At 61.4% G+C, this 17,204-nt stretch carries 20 protein-coding genes and 1 pseudogene; 12 read left to right on the forward strand and 9 right to left on the reverse strand.

Translation table 11 applies throughout. The features are described from left to right. Positions 1-662: 662 nt before the first annotated feature. The 5 genes from NKI41_RS29790 to NKI41_RS29810 form a co-directional block, all read right to left on the reverse strand. A complete protein-coding gene (locus tag NKI41_RS29790; protein WP_352472932.1) occupies positions 663-845 on the reverse strand; it encodes a DUF982 domain-containing protein in 183 nt (60 codons plus the stop codon). A 286-nt stretch (positions 846-1,131) separates the two neighbouring features. Further along, positions 1,132-1,389 carry a hypothetical protein gene (locus tag NKI41_RS29795; protein WP_352472933.1) on the reverse strand — a complete coding sequence of 86 codons (258 nt, stop codon included), beginning with the start codon at positions 1,387-1,389 and terminating at the stop codon, positions 1,132-1,134. 490 nt (positions 1,390-1,879) lie between these two features. Further along, positions 1,880-2,167: a DUF982 domain-containing protein gene (locus tag NKI41_RS29800; RefSeq protein WP_352472934.1), complete on the reverse strand. Its 288-nt coding sequence runs from the start codon at positions 2,165-2,167 to the stop codon at positions 1,880-1,882. A gap of 6 nt (positions 2,168-2,173) precedes the next feature. Then, complete coding sequence (locus NKI41_RS29805; protein WP_352472935.1) at positions 2,174-2,407, reverse strand: hypothetical protein; 234 nt, start codon at positions 2,405-2,407, stop codon at positions 2,174-2,176. A gap of 69 nt (positions 2,408-2,476) precedes the next feature. Beyond that, the gene (locus tag NKI41_RS29810; protein WP_352472936.1) at positions 2,477-2,737 is read right to left on the reverse strand and encodes a hypothetical protein; all 261 of its coding nucleotides are present in this window, start codon (positions 2,735-2,737) and stop codon (positions 2,477-2,479) included. 202 nt (positions 2,738-2,939) lie between these two features. On the opposite strand from NKI41_RS29810, the gene NKI41_RS29815 reads away from it, so the two are divergent. The 8 genes from NKI41_RS29815 (at position 2,940) to NKI41_RS29850 (ending at position 10,900) form a co-directional block, all read left to right on the forward strand. Next, positions 2,940-3,092 (forward strand): DUF6894 family protein, encoded by a 153-nt coding sequence (locus NKI41_RS29815; protein ID WP_352472937.1) that lies wholly within the window; start codon positions 2,940-2,942, stop codon positions 3,090-3,092. A 136-nt stretch (positions 3,093-3,228) separates the two neighbouring features. Further along, a complete protein-coding gene (locus NKI41_RS29820) occupies positions 3,229-4,443 on the forward strand; it encodes an ROK family transcriptional regulator (protein WP_352503703.1) in 1,215 nt (404 codons plus the stop codon). Next, positions 4,440-5,699, forward strand: a complete 1,260-nt coding sequence (locus tag NKI41_RS29825; protein WP_352472939.1) for a M20 family metallopeptidase — start codon at positions 4,440-4,442, stop codon at positions 5,697-5,699. The genes NKI41_RS29820 and NKI41_RS29825 overlap by 4 nt, the downstream gene beginning before the upstream one ends. 33 nt (positions 5,700-5,732) lie before the next feature. Beyond that, positions 5,733-6,794, forward strand: coding sequence for a substrate-binding domain-containing protein (locus tag NKI41_RS29830; protein ID WP_352472940.1), 1,062 nt, complete (start codon positions 5,733-5,735; stop codon positions 6,792-6,794). A gap of 60 nt (positions 6,795-6,854) precedes the next feature. Continuing rightward, positions 6,855-7,916, forward strand: coding sequence for a substrate-binding domain-containing protein (locus NKI41_RS29835; protein WP_352617555.1), 1,062 nt, complete (start codon positions 6,855-6,857; stop codon positions 7,914-7,916). A 35-nt stretch (positions 7,917-7,951) separates the two neighbouring features. Beyond that, positions 7,952-8,926, forward strand: a complete 975-nt coding sequence (locus tag NKI41_RS29840) for an ABC transporter permease (RefSeq protein WP_352472942.1) — start codon at positions 7,952-7,954, stop codon at positions 8,924-8,926. Positions 8,927-8,938: 12 nt separating this feature from the next. Then, complete coding sequence (locus NKI41_RS29845; RefSeq protein ID WP_352472943.1) at positions 8,939-10,138, forward strand: alanine racemase; 1,200 nt, start codon at positions 8,939-8,941, stop codon at positions 10,136-10,138. Positions 10,139-10,147: 9 nt separating this feature from the next. Beyond that, on the forward strand, positions 10,148-10,900 hold the full coding sequence (locus tag NKI41_RS29850) for an ATP-binding cassette domain-containing protein (RefSeq protein WP_352503701.1): 753 nt from the start codon (positions 10,148-10,150) through the stop codon (positions 10,898-10,900). Positions 10,901-11,004: 104 nt separating this feature from the next. Here NKI41_RS29850 and NKI41_RS29855 read toward each other — a convergent pair whose 3' ends face one another. Next, positions 11,005-13,395 carry a thiamine pyrophosphate-binding protein gene (locus NKI41_RS29855; protein ID WP_352503700.1) on the reverse strand — a complete coding sequence of 797 codons (2,391 nt, stop codon included), beginning with the start codon at positions 13,393-13,395 and terminating at the stop codon, positions 11,005-11,007. Positions 13,396-13,523: 128 nt separating this feature from the next. On the opposite strand from NKI41_RS29855, the gene NKI41_RS29860 reads away from it, so the two are divergent. After that, on the forward strand, positions 13,524-13,997 hold the full coding sequence (locus NKI41_RS29860) for an Lrp/AsnC family transcriptional regulator (protein WP_352503699.1): 474 nt from the start codon (positions 13,524-13,526) through the stop codon (positions 13,995-13,997). Positions 13,998-14,110: 113 nt separating this feature from the next. On the opposite strand, the gene NKI41_RS29865 is transcribed toward NKI41_RS29860, so the two are convergent. The 3 genes and pseudogenes from NKI41_RS29865 to NKI41_RS29875 form a co-directional block, all read right to left on the reverse strand. Further along, positions 14,111-14,458 (reverse strand): hypothetical protein, encoded by a 348-nt coding sequence (locus NKI41_RS29865; protein WP_352503698.1) that lies wholly within the window; start codon positions 14,456-14,458, stop codon positions 14,111-14,113. A gap of 170 nt (positions 14,459-14,628) precedes the next feature. Continuing rightward, on the reverse strand, positions 14,629-14,802 hold the full coding sequence (locus NKI41_RS29870) for a hypothetical protein (protein ID WP_352503697.1): 174 nt from the start codon (positions 14,800-14,802) through the stop codon (positions 14,629-14,631). Between the two features lie 265 nt (positions 14,803-15,067). Further along, positions 15,068-15,474, reverse strand: a pseudogene (locus tag NKI41_RS29875) (ATP-binding protein); the annotation flags it as partial. A gap of 69 nt (positions 15,475-15,543) precedes the next feature. Between NKI41_RS29875 and NKI41_RS29880 the strand changes: the two are divergent. The 3 genes from NKI41_RS29880 to NKI41_RS29890 all read left to right on the forward strand — a co-directional run bounded on the left by NKI41_RS29880 (position 15,544) and on the right by NKI41_RS29890 (position 17,003). Further along, on the forward strand, positions 15,544-15,840 hold the full coding sequence (locus NKI41_RS29880) for a hypothetical protein (protein ID WP_352503696.1): 297 nt from the start codon (positions 15,544-15,546) through the stop codon (positions 15,838-15,840). Continuing rightward, a complete protein-coding gene (locus NKI41_RS29885) occupies positions 15,830-16,489 on the forward strand; it encodes a type II toxin-antitoxin system VapC family toxin (RefSeq protein ID WP_352617561.1) in 660 nt (219 codons plus the stop codon). The genes NKI41_RS29880 and NKI41_RS29885 overlap by 11 nt, the downstream gene beginning before the upstream one ends. Before the next feature lie 169 nt (positions 16,490-16,658). Continuing rightward, positions 16,659-17,003, forward strand: coding sequence for an alpha/beta fold hydrolase (locus NKI41_RS29890; protein ID WP_352617564.1), 345 nt, complete (start codon positions 16,659-16,661; stop codon positions 17,001-17,003). The last annotated feature ends 201 nt before the right edge of the window (positions 17,004-17,204 follow it).

The raw sequence follows: 17,204 nt of genomic DNA on the forward strand, positions 1-17,204 counted from the left end.
CTCCGCTAAACACGGGGGCTGCGCGGCGGACACGCCGACGTCACCGCAATGCCACGCCATTTTGCAGAACTTGACGCACACAACTGCAGAAGGCCCCAAGCTAATTGTTGTCACCACCTTCGACCCGCGATGAGAGCGGCGACTTCCACGCAGCCTATGGGCCAGCCGAGCAGCAGACCTAAGACCGAGCGATAAAGGACCGCCAAAGCTCTGGCGACGAAACATACCGTGACATTGCGGGGTCGCGTGATGCTAACCCGGCGCTGGGCGAATACGGCGAGCCAACGACACTCTTTGGTTCGGGGCGACGTGCCCGACATGGAGTGACGATTAGGCCGGTATCCCAACGCTCCCCTGAAATTCTCCTCAGGGTGTAGTCGAGGGGCACAGGGACACAGGAGACCTAACCAGAGGAGCGTAACACCCCTCCTCCTTGGCAGCAGCCTCGAAATCCTGACGGACCTCTTCCACACGGTCCTGAAGGGCTTCTACGCTTGCACAGCCTTCCTCCACTTAGGTCCCATCTTGGTCCACTTCATAAGTTCCTCGGCGGCACCCTCGACATTGTTGCACCCGTAGGTGGCCCAACGTCGGTCGGTCTTGACGTACACCGGAGGGGAGAACCAATGGGTTGCCATGGGTGGAAATTAGAGGGGACTTCCTCAGTAACCAGCTTCCGGTCGCGAGTTTTGATAAACTTTCCAATCACCAGCTCTAATCAGAGGCGACCGTAACGTCCCCTCCACCTCGGCAGCAGCCAGGAATGCCTTACGAGCCTCCTCAGGTTCCCTCTCGTCGAATATCGCGGCCATACAAACGCGCACCGCGAGGTCACCAAGGGCCACGCTTCGTCCACTTCGTCAGCTCCTCGCCGGCCGTCTCGGCGTTGTTGACGTGGTGGATGATCCCGGGACGCTCGGTCTTGACGAGGACCGGAGGGAGAACCAATGGGTTGTAGGGCGAGGAATTTCGTCGGCCGATTCTTGCTTCCGCAGCTCAAACTCTTCTGAAAGCTCCCGCGCCAGTGCGGCAAGCGTCGGTGTCAGAGTTGGTTCGCCCACAAACCTTAGGAGCCTGCGCAGCTTCCGGCAGTAGCCTTCCGAACTGATCATCCCCCGGAAGGCACGTCCCCTACGCAGCATGGCCATAAGGGTCACTGAAGGTTCCTTCTGGTTCGTCGAAGGCCATAGAAGCCCGCGCTGCCAAAGTGGTGGCGCTCCAATCAGCCTCGACCTGCTCTCGCCGCTCAAGCTCCTGCAACAATGCAGCAAGGGACGCCGGCAGTTTCTCGTCGACTTCGAGACCAAGCCTGTTGCGGAGCAGCTGACGATTATCTTCTGAGCTGATCAGCCGTTGAAAGGCTGTCGCTGCTGTTGGTCGTGCCGGCATAACGTCGTTCCCACATTCGGTCTGAAACACTTTCGTTGCGAAAGGGTTCCGAAGGGGATGCGAATAATTTGGTGGGTGCGCGCGCGAAGTTCCCCGCGCCCCTCTCGATCCCATAGACGGTTGAACCAATGGGTTGCCATGCGGCTATTCGCGAAGATCGAACCCGACAAACAGGCCAAAGGCTGGGGCAACATTGACAATAAGCTCCACCAGCTCGCAGTCAGTTTCCGCCAGATGTGGCCCATCTCGGCGCACTGCTGCGATAGTGTCTTTTATGGAGATGATTTGGCCGCGAGGGACTTGTAGGGTTAGCTCGTGAACAAGGTGTTTGGCCGTCACCTTGTCGGGTCGACAGTCCGTGCAAACGTTCATACGAGGCCTCCCACCTCAGCGAGAACCCAAGCGGCCACTTAGGTCACCTCTCGAACAAATCAATGTTCGAATCGTACGAAATAAAGGACTGAATCTTTGGGAGAAATTTCTCCTCCTCCTACGGGGAGAGATACATCTTGGCTTCCTTGGCGGCAGCCTCGAAGGCCTTTCGTACCACCTGAGGGTCAATCGGATCGCCCTCTAGATCTGACAGGCAGAGGGTCACCGCCTTATGCCAGCGAGGTCCTCTGCGGGTCCACCTCTTGAGCTGCTCAAGGGCTGCCCTCGCATTGTCGCAGCCATGCCTGTCGCCGGTTTCAGTCTTCACGAACACCGGAGGGACGAACCAATGGGTTGCCATGAGGGGTAAGTAGGGCGGCACGAACCCGCCGACCATCCGAATCATGGTAGGTCATGCTCGGTCCCTGCTCGGCAGAGAGCGGGCAACAAACCGAAGGTGTTCATAGAGAACGGCCTCGTCGAACTCGCCGTCCGAGAAGAGTGCCATTGCGCTCACGCTCAGGCGCTCCGCCTGCTCGCTTCCTACTGGAATGCCTTGCTCGGCGCATACACGATCAAAGACCTGCTTCAACAGAATCAGGTCGCCAGGATAGGCAGTACCACTAGTTGAGCTGCTGCTGGTCATAGGCTGTCACCATTGGGGCGGACGCGCGGTGGGCTCTCCTGCCAGAGCCGAATGCCCAAACCCTAACCTTCAAGTCGCGCGACTCAGAGCAGTTGAAACTACAGCCGCTTCCGTTCCCGGCAGTTCGAACAGCATGGGCAGGTGGCGACACTCGGCTTCGTCCACGATCAGCTCCTCGATAGTCGCGATGGAAAGATGGCTTTTGAGGCGCAGCCGGACAACCGCCGCCAGTTTGTGAACGGGCACTGGCACCGCCCCCGTGTGATCGTCTAGCAAACTATTGATCTCAGCTACTACCTTTGGATCGACGGCGTGGGGCAATGGCAGCATGAGAGCGTTCCTTTCGGAAGTAACTCTAGGCGGATCAGGGCGATGAGTCTGGCCGCGTACGTTTTTAACCAAATGTCGCGGACATCATCGGAGGTCAGTCCACGGTCGTTAGCGGCTGCGTGCATTAGAGCGGCGGGGCGCCGGCTGCATAGCCAATCGTGAAGCAAGATGAACCTTTCCTGCGTTTATTGTGTTTGTAGGGATGCCTCGCTTTTTCTTCGACTTCACCGATACCGGGCAAGTCTTCCCCGACGTCAAAGGCACCGATCTGCCAGACCTCGAAGCTGCAAAACAAGAGGCGGTAAGAGCCTTGGTCGAAATCACCAAAGATAAGCTGCCGCAATTGGTGCGGTGACTATCTACCTCCTGCATGGCCCCGTGGCCTCGCATATGCGTCGGCGGCCCGCCGATGAAGAGCCTGAGCGGCCAGTTGACGGCCGTCGAAAATGACTATTAAGTTCGGTCATAGAACGAATTAATCGGAGCTGCTGTTGAACGACCTGCCGCGCATTTCTCGTCAGTTCTCCCAGCGCTCCGTCATGGAGGCGATCGTGCAAGGAGGGCCGATCTCGCGCGCTTCGATCGCAAAGCAGACCGGCTTGTCCAAGCAGACAATCTCCGAGATCGTCAGGACGCTCGAGCAGGAAGGCTGGGTGCAGGAGACAGGGCGCACGAGCGGACATGTCGGACGCACGGCTGTCACTTACGAACTCGTATTTGACGCGGCCTACATCGCGGCCGTCGACCTCGGCGGCGCCAAAGTCCGGGTCGCGCTCACCGATCTTGCCTGCCAGATATTCGCGGAGGAAACGGCGCCGACCGATCCTCGGGGCGGACAGTTCATCGTCGACCAGATCGTGGATCTAGCGCTTCAGGCGGCCGAGAGGCACCGAATCTCGCGCACAAAGATAAGGCTGGCGGTGATTGGTGTTCCCGGTGCACCCGACAAGAAGACGGGCCGCGTTCTGCTTGCCCCGAATATTGCCGGCTTTGGCACGATGAATGTCGTTCGCGCTTTCGAGCAGGCATTCGGGTTTCATGTGATGATCGAGAACGATGTCAATCTGGCGGTGCTCGGCGAGAACTGGCAGGGGTGCGGCCGCGGTATCGACAATCTCGCCTTCATAGCGCTGGGTACCGGTATCGGCAGCGGCCTCATGGTTGGAGGCAATCTGGTGCGGGGCGCCAGCAATGCAGCCGGCGAGATGGGCTTTTTGCCGATTGGCGCCGATCCTTTCGCGCCGACATCGTTGCGCGCCGGCGCTTTCGAGCGCGTGGTCGCAACCAACGCCATGGTTGAACGCTACGCAGCGCTGACGGGCAACATCGTCAACGTGCCGACGATTTTCCACAGTGCATTGGCCGGAGACAGGCATGCCGCGACGGTGCTCGACGAAACCGCGCGCTACCTGGCGCAAGGCATTGTGGCCATAGCGGCAATTGCCAATCCGCAAAAGGTCGTCCTGGGCGGCTCGATCGGGCTGCGGCCGGAAATCCTGTTGCGCGTTAGGGACCTGCTGCCGCGCTGCTTCCCCTACCCTATCGCCGTTGAGGCCAGCGAACTCGGGTCGCGGGCAGCGCTCATCGGCGCTGCCGCGATCGGGCTCGGCCAGTTGCACAACACACTGTTCGGCGTCGACGCGCCCGACGGACGCATTTCGCTTCCCCCAGCCAGTTCGGCCGTGCTGCGCGAGGCCACGCTATGACTGTCTCAAAGGACATCACCACTCGCTTGCGCGCGGCCCTCGATTGCGACGCAGCGGTTGAGCTTCTGCGGGGGGCAATCGGCCGCGAAAGCATAACCGGTCACGAAGAAAACTTTGTCGCCTTCCTTGAAGACCGGATGCGCGTGCTTGGCTTGAGCGAAATTCGGCGCGCGGAATTCGCGCCCGGCCGGCCCAACATCTGGGGTGAGCGCAAAGGTGCCGGCGCCGGCAAGCGGCTGCTCTTCATCGGCCACACCGATACGGTCCATGTCGAGGGCTGGCGCGAGCACTGGGCTGGCACCGCCAAGCAGGATCCGTTTGCCGCGCCAATGATCGACGGGCAGATCTGGGGCCGCGGCGCCGGCGACCTCAAGGCCGGCATCTGCTCCGCGCTGTCGGCACTCTCTCTGCTAGACACAGCCGACATCCAACTGGCCGGCGACGTTGCCTTTGCCTTCGTCGGCGACGAGGAGAGCGGCCAGCCTGGAACCGGCGTCTCCGCCGGCATCAAGGACTTCGTCGGCCGCATCGAGAGAGGCGAAATCGTGGCGCCCGATTTCGTCGTCTATGTGGAGCCTACCCGCCTTTCGGTTTATCCGGCCCAAATTGGCTTCTTCATTACCGACATCACCATCACCGGACGATCAGCCTATTTCGGCGTACCCGAACTCGGCAAGGATGCCTTGCGTGCAAGCCACGCCGTCATGAGCGCGCTGTGGAAGCATTCGGAAGATGTTGCAACAAGGGCCGAGCACCCGCTGATTGGGCGTGGCTTCCTGCTGATCACCGGCCTTGCGGGCGGCGGCTACATCGCGGTGCCCGAACGCTGCACGTTGTCGCTGATCCGCAAGCTGTTGCCCGGCGAGTCGCTGGACGAGGCCGCCGCCGAAATCGAGGCAGTGGTGCGCGGCGCCATCACCGATCCCGAAATCATGTTGGCGTTCGCCTATCCGGCCGGTCGCGATCATCCGCTCGGGGGTAACGCCGCCGAGATTGCACCTGACAGGCCGGAGGTCGGCGCTCTTGCTGCCGCCATGGCCCGATCGATGGCTGGTCGCGGCGCCATCGAAGGCGCGCCATTCTGGTCAGAGTCATCATTTTTCACCAACCGGCTCGGCATCCCCGCCGTGTACTGCGCGCCAGGCGATATTCGCAACTGCCACACCTTCAACGAACACGTCGATGTCGAGGAATATCTGGCCGGCGTCATCGGCTTCGCCCGGTTCATGGTGGAGTATTGCGGCGTTACGGAATGAAGGACAACTGAGAGCGAAAATGGGAGAACTATCATGCTGATAGACAGACTTGTTGCTACAGCACTTGCAGGTAGCCTGATGCTCATGGCCGGTGGAGCCGGCGCACAGACAGTGGGACCGAGCGGCGAGACGGCGACACCCAGCGCCGAGGTTAGATTGTCGGATGCAGACCTGGCCGCAGTAAAGGAGAAGGGCTACAAGGCCGCGCTGCTGTGGCACACCTCCTCCGACTTCACCAATGCGGTCACGTCCGGTGCCAAGGATGAATTTGCCCGTGCCGGCATTCAAATCGTCGCCACCACCGACGCGGGCTTTGACGCCGCGCGCCAGCGCAGCGACATCGAAACCGCGCTCGCGGCGAAGCCAAACGTCATCCTGTCACTGCCCCTCGATCCGGTCACTTCGGCCGAGGCGTTCCGTCAGGCGCTCACCGACGGCACCAAGCTGGTATTCCTTTCCAATCTGCCGAAAGGCTACAAGCACGGAACCGACTATGCAGCCATCGTCACTGACGACCTGTTCCAGATGGGCAAGCAGGCGGCCGATGCACTGGCCAAGGCGCTCGATGGAAAGGGCAAGGTCGGCTACATCTTCCACGACGCCAGTTACTATGTGACGAACCAGCGCGACCAGGCTTTCAAGACAACGATCGAGAAGGATTATCCCGGCATCAAGATCGTCGCCGAGCAGGGGATCTCCGATCCGGCGCGGGCAGAAGAGCTGGCCAGCGCGATGCTCGTGCAGCATCCCGATCTTGACGGCATCTACGTCACCTGGGCCGAACCGGCCGACGGCGTGCTGTCGGCCTTGCGGGCAAGCGGAAACACCAAGACCAAGATTGTCACGCTCGACCTCGCCGAACCGGTGGCGCTCGATATGGTCAAGGGCGGCAATGTGACCGCACTGGTGGCCGACAAGGCCTATGAGCTCGGCCGCGCCATGGCCGCTGTCGGCGTCAAGGCGCTGCTCGGCCAGGAGACCCCGGCCTTCGTCGTTGCCCCGGCGCTTACCGTGACCAAGCAGAACGTTGCGCAGGGCTGGAAGGATTCGTTGAACCGCGACGCGCCGCAATCGGTGCTCGACGCGGCCAAATGACAGGGCAATGCCCGGCGGCCAATCAGGGCCGCCGACATCATAAAAACAAGGGGAACCGACATGCGCATAGCAATTGGAATGTTGTCGGCACTGGTAGCACTCGTCGCTGCCAACGCCTTCGCAGCCGAGGGCACCACCACGGGACCGAACGGGGAAAAGCCGACGCCGGCAAAGAGCGTCGTGCTCACACCAGCTGAGGAGCAGCAGATCAAGGACGGCAAATACACCGCCGCGCTGGTCTGGCATGAGATGAGCGAATACACCAACGCGGTGAACAGCGGCGCCCAGGACGAGTTGAAGCGGCTCGGCATCACGGTCGTCGCTCAGACCGACGCCGGCTTTGATGCGGCCCGTCAGAAATCCGACGTCGAGACAGTACTCGCCAAAAGGCCCTCTATTATACTGTCCCTACCGGTCGATCCCGCAAGTGCGGCCACCGTCTATGATCCTGCGCGCCAGGCCGGCGTGAAATTGGGATTCGTCGACAATTCGCCGGCAGGCTACGTTCACGGCAAGGATTATGTGACCATCGTTTCGGACGACCTTTTCCAGATGGGCAACAAGGCCGGGATCGCAATGGCCGACGCGCTCGGCAAGCAGGGCAAGGTCGGCTACATCTTTCACGATGCCGATTTCTACGTCACCAACCAGCGTGACGGAGCATTCAAGCACACGATCGAGCAGGACTATCCCGACATGAAGATCGTGGCCGAGGCCGGAATGGCCGACCCCGCGCGCAGCGAGGAAATCGCGCAGGCGATGATCACACAGCACCCGGACCTCGACGGTATCTACGTCACCTGGGCTGAGCCGGCGCTTAGCGTGCTGTCCACATTGCGGGCGGCCGGCAACAGCCACACCAAGATCGTCACGCTCGACCTGAACGAACCGGCGGCACTGGACATGGTGAAAGGCGGCAACGTTGCGGCACTCATCGCAGACGAAGCCTACGACATCGGCGTGACGCTGGCGCGCGCCACGGCCGCCTCGTTGATCGGCAAGAAGGCCGCGCCGTTCATCGTGGTCGATTCCCTCGCCGTCACCAAGGACACTGTCAAGGACGGGTGGAAGCGATCCCTCAACAAGGACGTGCCCGCGACCATCGCGGCCGCCCTGAAGTAGCGGCAGACGATGGCGCCCCGCCGGAGGAAGTGAGAATGTCGAGTATCAACACCAGCCCCGGCCGGGCAGCGAGCTTGGTCAGCCGCTTCAACCTGCAGCAATATGTCGTCTATCTCGGATTTCTGGCGATCTTTCTGTTCTTCGCGATCGTACTGAAGGACAGCGGTTTTCTGACGGTCCGCAACCTGTCGAACATCGTGCTGCAGACGGCACCAGTGACGATCATGGCGATCGGCCTTGTCTTTGTCATGTCGGCGGGCGAGATTGATCTTTCGATAGGTTCGATCGTTGCCGTGGCAGCCCTTGCAGCCGCGGTGGCGATAAACGCCTACGGCTTGTTGGCTGGGGTGCTGGCCGGCCTCGGCGCCGGCCTTCTGATCGGCCTGCTCAACGGCGCTCTCGTGGCTTACGTCAAGTTGCCTTCATTCCTGGTAACGCTGGCGACGCTCGGGCTGTTTGCCGGCGTATCTCGCTCCATGACCGATTTGCGGTCGATCCCGGTCACCAACGACGCCTTCACCGGTTTCTTCGGCTCGGGTTCTTTGCTGGGTGTTCCGTCTTTGATCTGGTGGACGGTAATTGCCGTTGCGATCGCGCATCTCATCTTTCGCGAGACGCGCTTCGGCGCCCATGTGCTGGCCACCGGCGACAACAGCCGTGCCGCCAGTGTTTCCGGCATCAGCGTGGCGCAGATAAGGCTTGCCGTTCTGACCACAAGCGGCGGGCTCGCCGGCCTTGCCGGGCTGCTCTATGCGGGCCGGCTGCAGGCTGCGAAATACACGCTCGGCGAAACCGACCTTATGACGGTGATAGCGGCCGTCATTGTCGGCGGAACCCTGCTTAACGGCGGCAAGGGATCGATTGTCGGTGCGCTGGTGGGCTCGCTGATGATGGGCATGCTGAACAACGGCCTCATCCTGATGGGCCTGTCCGTCTCCGACCAAATGATCGTGCGCGGCTTGATCATTCTTGCGGCCGTCGCCGTATCGCTGCGCGAAAAGTCCCGTTGAAGGAGTTTTGTCATGTTCCTCGATGTTCTGCGGCGCCGCAATCCGAGCTTTATAGAAAGCGCCATGCGCCTGCACCAGGAAGGAAAGCTGCCGGCTAATTCCTATGTGCTCGACCTCGATGCCGTCGAAAGCAATGCCCGGGTCCTGAAGCGCGAGGCCGACCGGTTCGGCCTGAAGATTTTCGCCATGACCAAGCAGGTCGGCCGCGCCAGTTCGTTCTGCCATGCGCTCAAGCGTGGCGGCATCGATCAGGCCGTCGCCGTCGACATGGCCTGCGCGCGGGCAACGCACAGAGCAGGCCTGAGGCTCGGTCATCTTGGCCACCTGCAGCAGATCGCAAGGCACGAGGCCAATGCGGCGGCCAAAACGTTCAGGCCGGACTATTGGACCGTCTTCAACGACACCAAGGCTGAAGAAGCCGCTGCCGGCGCAAGGCTCGCCGGGTACACGCAAAACCTGCTTGCCCGCATCCGCGCCGATGGTGACGTTTTCTACCGCGGCCACGAAGGTGGTTTTGAGGCGGCTGATATCGCCGCGGTCGCCGAAAAACTGGATGGTCTCGACGGCGGACGGTTCGCTGGCATCACCACCTTCCCGGCGCTGTTGTTCGACCAGACCACGCGAACGGTCCTGCCGACACACAATCTGGCGACACTGGGCAGAGCTGCCGAAGCGCTCGCCAAGTCCGGTCGCAGCGACATAGAGGTGAACGCGCCCGGCACAACGTCGAGTGTCCTGCTTGGCGCGCTGGCCGAAGCCGGCGCCACGCAATGTGAACCGGGCAATGGCTTGGCCGGCACCACTGCGCTGCACGTCATGGAAGATCTGCCGGAGCTCCCTGCCGTTCTGTATTTGACCGAGGTCTCGCATTTGTCTGGCGGCAAAGCCTACTGCCTGGGTGGCGGCTTCTATATCGATCCGATCTTTCCGGACTATGAGGTGAAGGCAATCGTGTCCGCAGAACCCACCACGGCCGCCGCCGCGCTCAGAAGCGTCGAGGTGCCGCCGCCTGCGGCAATCGACTATTACGCAATGATTGACGCTAGCGGCGCCAATGCGCCACGCTCCGGCGACACGGCGGTGTTCGGCTTTCGCGGCCAGGCGTTCGTGACCCGCGCCTACGTGGTCGGCATCTCCGGTGTCTCAAAGGGGGCGCCCCAAGTCGAAACGATCGAAAACGGTTTTGGCGAAACCGCTGCCTGGCCTGTCTAGGAGCAAGTGATGAACGCGACCACGACCGGCACGCCCCCTGTTTTGCAGCTGCGCGACATCCGCAAGAATTTCGGTGGCCTCACGGCAATCGAAAATTTCTCGCTCGAGCTCTATCCCGGCGAGATAGTGGCGTTGGTCGGCGATAACGGTGCCGGCAAGTCGACGCTGGTCAAGATCGTGACGGGGGTGCATGCTCCGACATCCGGGACGATCATCATCGAGGGGCAGGCGGTGGCAATGTCGAGCGCCACCATGGCGCGCGCGCGCGGCATTGAGGTGGTCTATCAGGACTTGGCGCTCGCCGATCAGCAGACCGTCTACATGAACATGTTTCTTGGCCGCGAGCCGGTGAACCGCTTCGGCCTGCTCGACCGACGCCGGATGATCGACGACACCGAAAAGCTGGTGAAGGATCTCGACGTTCGCATTCCATCGGCTCACGCCACCATCCGCGATCTCTCGGGCGGCCAGCGCCAGGGCGTGGCGATTGCGCGCGCCACGCACTGGGCAAGCAAGCTGATCCTGCTCGACGAGCCAACCGCCGCGCTCGGCGTTGCCGAGACCGCCAAGGTCGAGACGATTGTTCTGTCGCTGAAGCAGCGCAACATTGGCGTGCTGATCATCAGCCACAGCCTCGACCAGGTGTTCAGGCTCTCAGATCGGATCTGTGTTCTGCGACGTGGCAAACAGATCGGCGTGCGCAAGACCAGCGAGACCGACAAGAACGAGATCGTCGCCATGATCACCGGGCTTCAGCACTAGCCCGGTCCGACAGAGGCGCGCCGTTCAGACATTGCGTTACCCGAGCAGCGAGTGGCATGATTTCAGATCCACGATCAGGCCTCGGCCACAGAATGTCGTCAGCATCAATCCAGCGCGCGCAGATGGCGGATGGGGCGCCCACCAGCAATCCGGTCGGCGGCTGTGGCTATGGAATTGGCGTCGATGCCGAAGTGGCGGTAAAGGTCGCCGATAGTCCCTGACTGGCCAAAATGCTCGACGCCGAGACTGCGCGTGCGATGGCCGTACACCGAACCCAGCCAGCCGAGTACCGCCGGATGACCGTCGGTGACGGAGACGATGGTGCAATGCGCAGGGAGATCGGCAAACAGCCTTTCGATATGACTCCTGGCGTGAACGAGGCCGCGTTCGCGCGCGCGACTTGCCGCTGTCCAGCCTGCGTTCAAGCGATCGGCCGAAGTCACGGCCAAAAGACCGACGTCGCGACGGTCCTCTGCCATCATGCCGATAGCTTCGATGGCCTCCGGCGCAACCGCGCCGGTATAGGCAACAATCACTTCGGCATTGGGACCCGGAGCCCGCAGCCAGTAGCCCCCGTCGATGATGTCCTGCTCGAGCTGTGGCATCATGGGACGAATGATCTGCTCGACCGGGCGCGTCGAGAGCCGCAGATAGACCGAGCCGCCGGTCTCGTCGCGCAGCCAGGTGCGCTCCGACTGCACGGCGTCGCCGTCGCGCTGCATATAATCCAGCGCAAAGCGCATGATGACGGCGAGCTCGTCGACGAAGGCCGGCTCGTAGGCCGCAAGCCCGTCCTGTGCCATCCCGATCAACGGTGTGGCGATCGACTGATGCGCCCCACCTTCCGGAGCCAATGTGACCCCGGATGGCGTGGCGACCAGCAGGAAGCGCGCATCCTGATAGCAGGCATAGTTGAGCGCATCGAGACCGCGCTGGATGAACGGATCGTAGAGCGTGCCGATCGGCAGCAGCCGTTTGCCGAAAATCGAATGCGACAGCCCAAGTGCCGACAGCAGGATGAACAGATTGTTCTCGGCGATGCCGAGTTCGATGTGCTGGCCGGAGGGGCCGAATTCCCATTTCTGCGCCGAGGCGATGCGTTCGCTGCGGAAAGTGTCGGCGAGTGACTGACGCGCGAACAGGCCGCGCCGGTTGACCCAGGGGCCGAGATTGGTCGAAACCGTGACGTCGGGCGATGCCGTCACGATCGCGTCGGCGAGCGGCCCGCCAGCCCGCGCAATCTCGTCCAGAATTCTGCCGAAGCCGACCTGCGTGGAGACGCTGCCTTTGGCTTCCGCGACGAGACGACCAGGGACCACGATGCGCTGGGCGTGCCGGCGCCGCTGGCCCTTTGCCGCGAACGGAACGGCGTCGAGGAATCGTTGCAGCTCCAGATCCCCAGCAGCCAATCCCTCGAACGCGTCCCACTCCCGCCCGTCGCCGACCGACATCGAGGCACGAAGGACCGCCATCTGATCCCTGGTCATCAGGCCGGCGTGGTTGTCCTTGTGGCCGGCGAGCGGCAGGCCGAAGCCCTTGATCGTATACGCAATGAAGCATGTCGGTCGATCGTTGCCGCGTGCTGTCCCGAAGGCCTCGATCAGGCATGGCAGGTCGTGGCCGCCGAGATTGGTCATCAGCGCGGCGAGCTCGGCATCGGAGCGCCGGTCGAGAAGCGATGCCAGGCCCGGCTTGTCTCCGATGTCGGCGACCAGGCGCTTGCGCCAGGCGCCGCCGCCTTGAAACGTCAGCGCCGAATAGAGCTGGTTCGGGCAGGCCTCGATCCAGGCCTTTAGCGCCTCGCCGCCGGGTTCGGTGAAAGAGGCTTCGAGCAGCGAGCCATATTTCAGGATCACGACGTCCCAGCCGAAATTCCGGAAAATGTTTTCGAAGCGTTCCCAAAGGCCTTCGCGAACCACGGCATCGAGGCTCTGTCGGTTGTAGTCGACGATCCACCAGCAGTTGCGCAGGCCGTGTTTCCACCCTTCGAGCAGCGCCTCGAAGATGTTGCCTTCATCCATCTCGGCATCGCCGATCAGCGCCACCATGCGGCCCTCGGGCATGCTTTCGTCGCGGGCGCCGAGATAATCCTGCACAAGCGAGGCAAACAGTGTCTGCGCGACGCCGAGGCCAACTGAGCCGGTGGAGAAATCGACGTCGTCGACATCCTTGGTCCGCGACGGATAGCTTTGCGCGCCACCGAAGGCGCGAAACCCTTCGAGCTTCTCCCTCGTCTGATTGCCCAGAAGATACTGGACGGCGTGAAACACTGGCGAGGCATGCGGCTTTACCGCGACGCGGTCGTGTGGCCTCAGCACCGAGAAATAAAGCGCGGTCATGATCGTCACCAGCGACGCCGAGGATGCCTGGTGTCCGCCAACCTTCAAGCCGTCCGTATTTTCCCGCAGGTGATTGGCGTTATGGATCATCCATGTCGACAGCCAGAGCACCTTTTTCTCCAGTGCCGAAAGTGCCTCCAGTTTTTGTTTGTCCATGCTGCAAGACTCCCGGTTGCGATGTCTCAATCCTAGGGCTGAGCAAAAGCCAATTGTCGCTAAACTTGCATGAGATTGGCAGCTGGATTAGCTGGTTGTGCCAATATCAACCAATGGAGTAACGTTCGGTGCCAAAAAGTCGACTGGACAATATCGACCGAAAGATCATTGCCGCGCTGCAGGTCAATGGCAGGATGACGGCGCAGCAGCTTGCCGAGCGGGTCGGCCTTTCGGCCTCGCCCTGCGCCCGCCGGGTCCGCCTGATGGAGGACATGGGGGTGATCACCGGCTATGCCGCCCTGATCGACCAGGACATGGTCGATCTGCCGATCTCGGTGTTTGCCTCGATCAAGCTTGAGCGCCAGCGCGAGAGCGAGCTGAAGCGGTTCAACGCGGCAATCGCGCGCTGGCCGGAAGTGGTCGATTGCTATCTGATGACTGGCCAGCGCGATTATCTGCTGCGTGTGGTGGTGCGCGACCTGCACGCCTATGAGCGTTTCCTGAAGGAAAAGCTGACGCGGCTCGATGGCGTCTCCTCGATCGAGTCCAGCTTCGCGCTTACGCAGATCAAGCGGTCGAACCGGCTGCCGGTCGAGACATGATTTTTTCGGACGGACCCGCACGTCGCAGGTCTTGCAGCAAGTGGGCAATATGGGTTCGGTACGCCTCAACACTGGCTATGATTTCTGGTATTTCCCCCGGCTGCAATTGGATCTTATGCGTCATGGTTGCGGCGAGAATCGACTGCCTTCCGGCGCATCAGCCGCCGCCGCGCGGATTGCTCAAGAACCTGGCTGACCGCCAAAGCTAACCAGGCCGCAATGGCGCGGGACGTCCACCATTTGGCGGTCTCTTCCGGGAAAATCAGAAAAGTGCCGGTGCTGCTCGACATAGCGCGGCATGGCACTGGAGCGGTCTGCAGATTTTGCGCAACGAAGAACGCCGTCTCTTTCCGGTGCGACGTCTGACGCTTGGCAGGAATGGTCGGCGGCAGTGCGTCATTAGCATTGGATTTTCCTCGCGAAACGGCGGGAGTCTGGGCGCTGTGCTTTTGCTTTGTCATCCTGGTGTACCGACCTGAACGGGTGGCGTTAGCATTAGAAGCGATACCGAGCGAACTATAAGTGACGGGTTTTGGCTGCCGCTATAAAGTTGTGTGAAATTTTGTCAGCTTTGCGCGACCGGAATAGCTGGACGACATCCGACGCCGCAGCTCGGACCATGCAAGGCGAACTAACGAATTCGTTCCGGGAAAATCCCGGCTGCTGGCTGGGTCAGGCCTGCGTGACGGTACCCAACTCTGAGAAAACTGCCCCGTAGCGCAGCTGCTGGGTTGGCCAGTTCCCAGAGCGTCAAATCGCCGTCGCCGTCGGCGTTGTCGCAATGGCCGGAATGAATGTTGGGCATGCCAAGACCTCCCGCGGGTTGGACCGGCGAGAGCAGCGGCGTGCGCTGCTAGGCCGAACGTTGGGAACCCACGTGGAGTGAGCCAGCCGCACAGGCTTCGCACGGGCTGCCCAGCTTGGAGCTTTCGGCTTGCCGGCGGAGGATGGGAATGCGTTCCCCGACACCGTGGCACTCGCCGTCCTTTCGCGGTGTGTTTCTGACGGCCCGGCCATTTACTTTCAGTTTGCAGCCTCAACTCATCCCACGCCGCAGCAGCCAACTTCGTGAGCTCGTGAATTGTAACGCCGGGAACAACAGCCTTGGCGATCTCGCACAGGTGCTGGTGATGCGTCAGATAAATCACCTGGCCAGCGCTTGCCATCTGACCAAACAACCTGAAAAACCTCCTCGGACCGGAAATGGTCGAAGGTCTCCACGATGTCGTCGGCAATGAATGGCGCAGAGGGTCGAAACTGGGCGAACTCGTAATATCCGGCAAGCCGCAGGGCCAGGTAGAGCTGAAAACGCGCACCCGTTGAGAGCGCGTCGGCGACCTTGGACTGCCCGTCGCTGCAATGCGATGAGGACTTCTCCGCCCTTCACGTGGGTCGCAAGCCCCGAATACTGACCGCCCGTGATGAGTGCGAAAGCGTCAGATGTCCGCTTCATCATCCGGGAGCGATGGTCCCGACGGCCAGCGGCTACGAAGCCTCGCCTATGCGTTCAACGCAATCTATATTCTGTTCAACACAGGAGGTTCTCATGGCTGCGCAGACCCGGACGGCTGCAGAAAGCGAAGCAACGGTCGCATCGACCCGCAATAAACTTGTACTGGAGCAAGCGAAAGCCGCCGGCCTCCTCGGCGCCGCGAAGAATACCCGTCTTTCGGCGCGGGTGCCCGCGGAGTTGATCGAGGCGGCCAAGAAGCGCGCCCACGTCACCTCGGACACGGAGCTGTTGGAATTGGCGCTGTCGCGCCTGGCCCTCGAAGATGACTTTGGCGCCCGCCTGGTCGGACGTAAGGGCAGTATCCCGGCGGACATGGATCTTGGGGTTTGATCTTTCCGAAACCCTCCGATCGCTAAAGCCCCAAAAGCACAACGGAACGCTGAAGCGCAGGGCCGACGACGATCTCCCATGGGTTGCTGACGAACCTGCGATCGGGGGACCGCTGTTTCTGGATACGAGCGTCTATCTGGATGTCCTGCAGGGACGATCGCCGGTTGAAGTCGATACGCTGCTTACCTATCGCCGATGCCACCATTCCGCTGTCTGCCTGTCTGAGCTGACCCAAGCCTTTGGTCAGCTGGACCCTAAGCATGCCTCCACAAAAGCTGTCCTCGAGACGATTGAAGCCACGGTAGAGGACATTCCGGACCACCGACTTCATGCACCGGCCGATGCGATCTGGGGACAGGCCGGGGTCTTGGCTGGCTTGCTCTTCCGGCTGAGCAATCTGCCCAAGAGGGAGGGGCACGAGCGCCGCTTCTTAAATGACGCCCTCGTGTTCCTGCAGGGGTGTCAGTTGGGTGCGAGCGTGCTGACCGGCAACGTCCGCGATTTTGATCTCCTCACCCAGGTTCTGCCGACGGGACGGATCATCCTCTATCGGCTCCGCCGGAACGGCGGTCATCATGAACGTCACGAGTGGTCCTCCTGTCGATATTCTTCACGAACTGGAACAGCTGGATCGGGGGCCGGCGACTGAGGTCAATCATCTGCAGAATACGCCGGCCTTTCGAGGCGACTGCACCTCTGCCCGCTTTATCTGGCATCACACCTTCAGCCTCCTTCATGCGCTTCCGCTCGATGGCTCCATGTGGGCCGGGTAGACAGACCTTCTTCCGGGATCAACCTATGCGCCGACGCTGTACCCCTTGGGCGACCGTATCGAGGAATGGGCCGCCGAAGTTCTAAAGTTGGTGAAAGGTGACCGCCTGATTGTCGTCGGCTGTTCGGTTGGAGGGTCCTGCGCGCTCGAGCTGGCTGTTGCCGCGCCCGACCGGGTCGCGGCCTTGGTCCTCATCCGGACTAAGGCCAGGCATCGGCCCGACCCCGCGTTGCACGCCTCCGCGCTAGAAGCGCTTCAGGAAAAGGGACTTGAGGAGGCCTGGGAAGTCTTCTGGAATTCACTGTTTTCAAGTTCCGCCACCAGCCAAGTAATCGGCTATGCCAAGCGTATAGCCCTTCGCCAGTCACGCTGGACGTTACACGCGGTGTAACAGCCTTCCACACCAGATTGAGCCATGACCAGTTCCTCTTAGCATTTCCTCGTCCCGTCATCGTCGTAACGGGCGCGTATGACAGCGCTCCAGGCCTGAAAGTCAGCGCTGCACAGGCCGATGCAGCGCCACAGGGGCGCCTTCAAATCGTCCCAGAATGCGGCCACTACGTTCCACTGGAGCGACCCGAGCATCTAAACT

Origin of the sequence: Mesorhizobium sp. M0601 (genome assembly GCF_040320845.1) — a bacterium.
In the GTDB taxonomy this organism is placed as follows: domain Bacteria; phylum Pseudomonadota; class Alphaproteobacteria; order Rhizobiales; family Rhizobiaceae; genus Mesorhizobium.

Coding starts and splice junctions, on each gene's coding strand:
- NKI41_RS29815 (WP_352472937.1), top strand. CDS start 2,940: ATGCCTCGCTTTTTCTTCGACTTCACCGATACCGGGCAAGTCTTCCCC.
- NKI41_RS29865 (WP_352503698.1), bottom strand. CDS start 14,458: ATGACAAAGCAAAAGCACAGCGCCCAGACTCCCGCCGTTTCGCGAGGA.
- NKI41_RS29855 (WP_352503700.1), bottom strand. CDS start 13,395: ATGGACAAACAAAAACTGGAGGCACTTTCGGCACTGGAGAAAAAGGTG.
- NKI41_RS29805 (WP_352472935.1), bottom strand. CDS start 2,407: ATGACCAGCAGCAGCTCAACTAGTGGTACTGCCTATCCTGGCGACCTG.
- NKI41_RS29870 (WP_352503697.1), bottom strand. CDS start 14,802: ATGCCCAACATTCATTCCGGCCATTGCGACAACGCCGACGGCGACGGC.
- NKI41_RS29850 (WP_352503701.1), top strand. CDS start 10,148: ATGAACGCGACCACGACCGGCACGCCCCCTGTTTTGCAGCTGCGCGAC.
- NKI41_RS29825 (WP_352472939.1), top strand. CDS start 4,440: ATGACTGTCTCAAAGGACATCACCACTCGCTTGCGCGCGGCCCTCGAT.
- NKI41_RS29845 (WP_352472943.1), top strand. CDS start 8,939: ATGTTCCTCGATGTTCTGCGGCGCCGCAATCCGAGCTTTATAGAAAGC.
- NKI41_RS29880 (WP_352503696.1), top strand. CDS start 15,544: ATGGCTGCGCAGACCCGGACGGCTGCAGAAAGCGAAGCAACGGTCGCA.
- NKI41_RS29795 (WP_352472933.1), bottom strand. CDS start 1,389: ATGCCGGCACGACCAACAGCAGCGACAGCCTTTCAACGGCTGATCAGC.
- NKI41_RS29835 (WP_352617555.1), top strand. CDS start 6,855: ATGCGCATAGCAATTGGAATGTTGTCGGCACTGGTAGCACTCGTCGCT.
- NKI41_RS29810 (WP_352472936.1), bottom strand. CDS start 2,737: ATGCTGCCATTGCCCCACGCCGTCGATCCAAAGGTAGTAGCTGAGATC.
- NKI41_RS29800 (WP_352472934.1), bottom strand. CDS start 2,167: ATGATTCGGATGGTCGGCGGGTTCGTGCCGCCCTACTTACCCCTCATG.
- NKI41_RS29840 (WP_352472942.1), top strand. CDS start 7,952: ATGTCGAGTATCAACACCAGCCCCGGCCGGGCAGCGAGCTTGGTCAGC.
- NKI41_RS29830 (WP_352472940.1), top strand. CDS start 5,733: ATGCTGATAGACAGACTTGTTGCTACAGCACTTGCAGGTAGCCTGATG.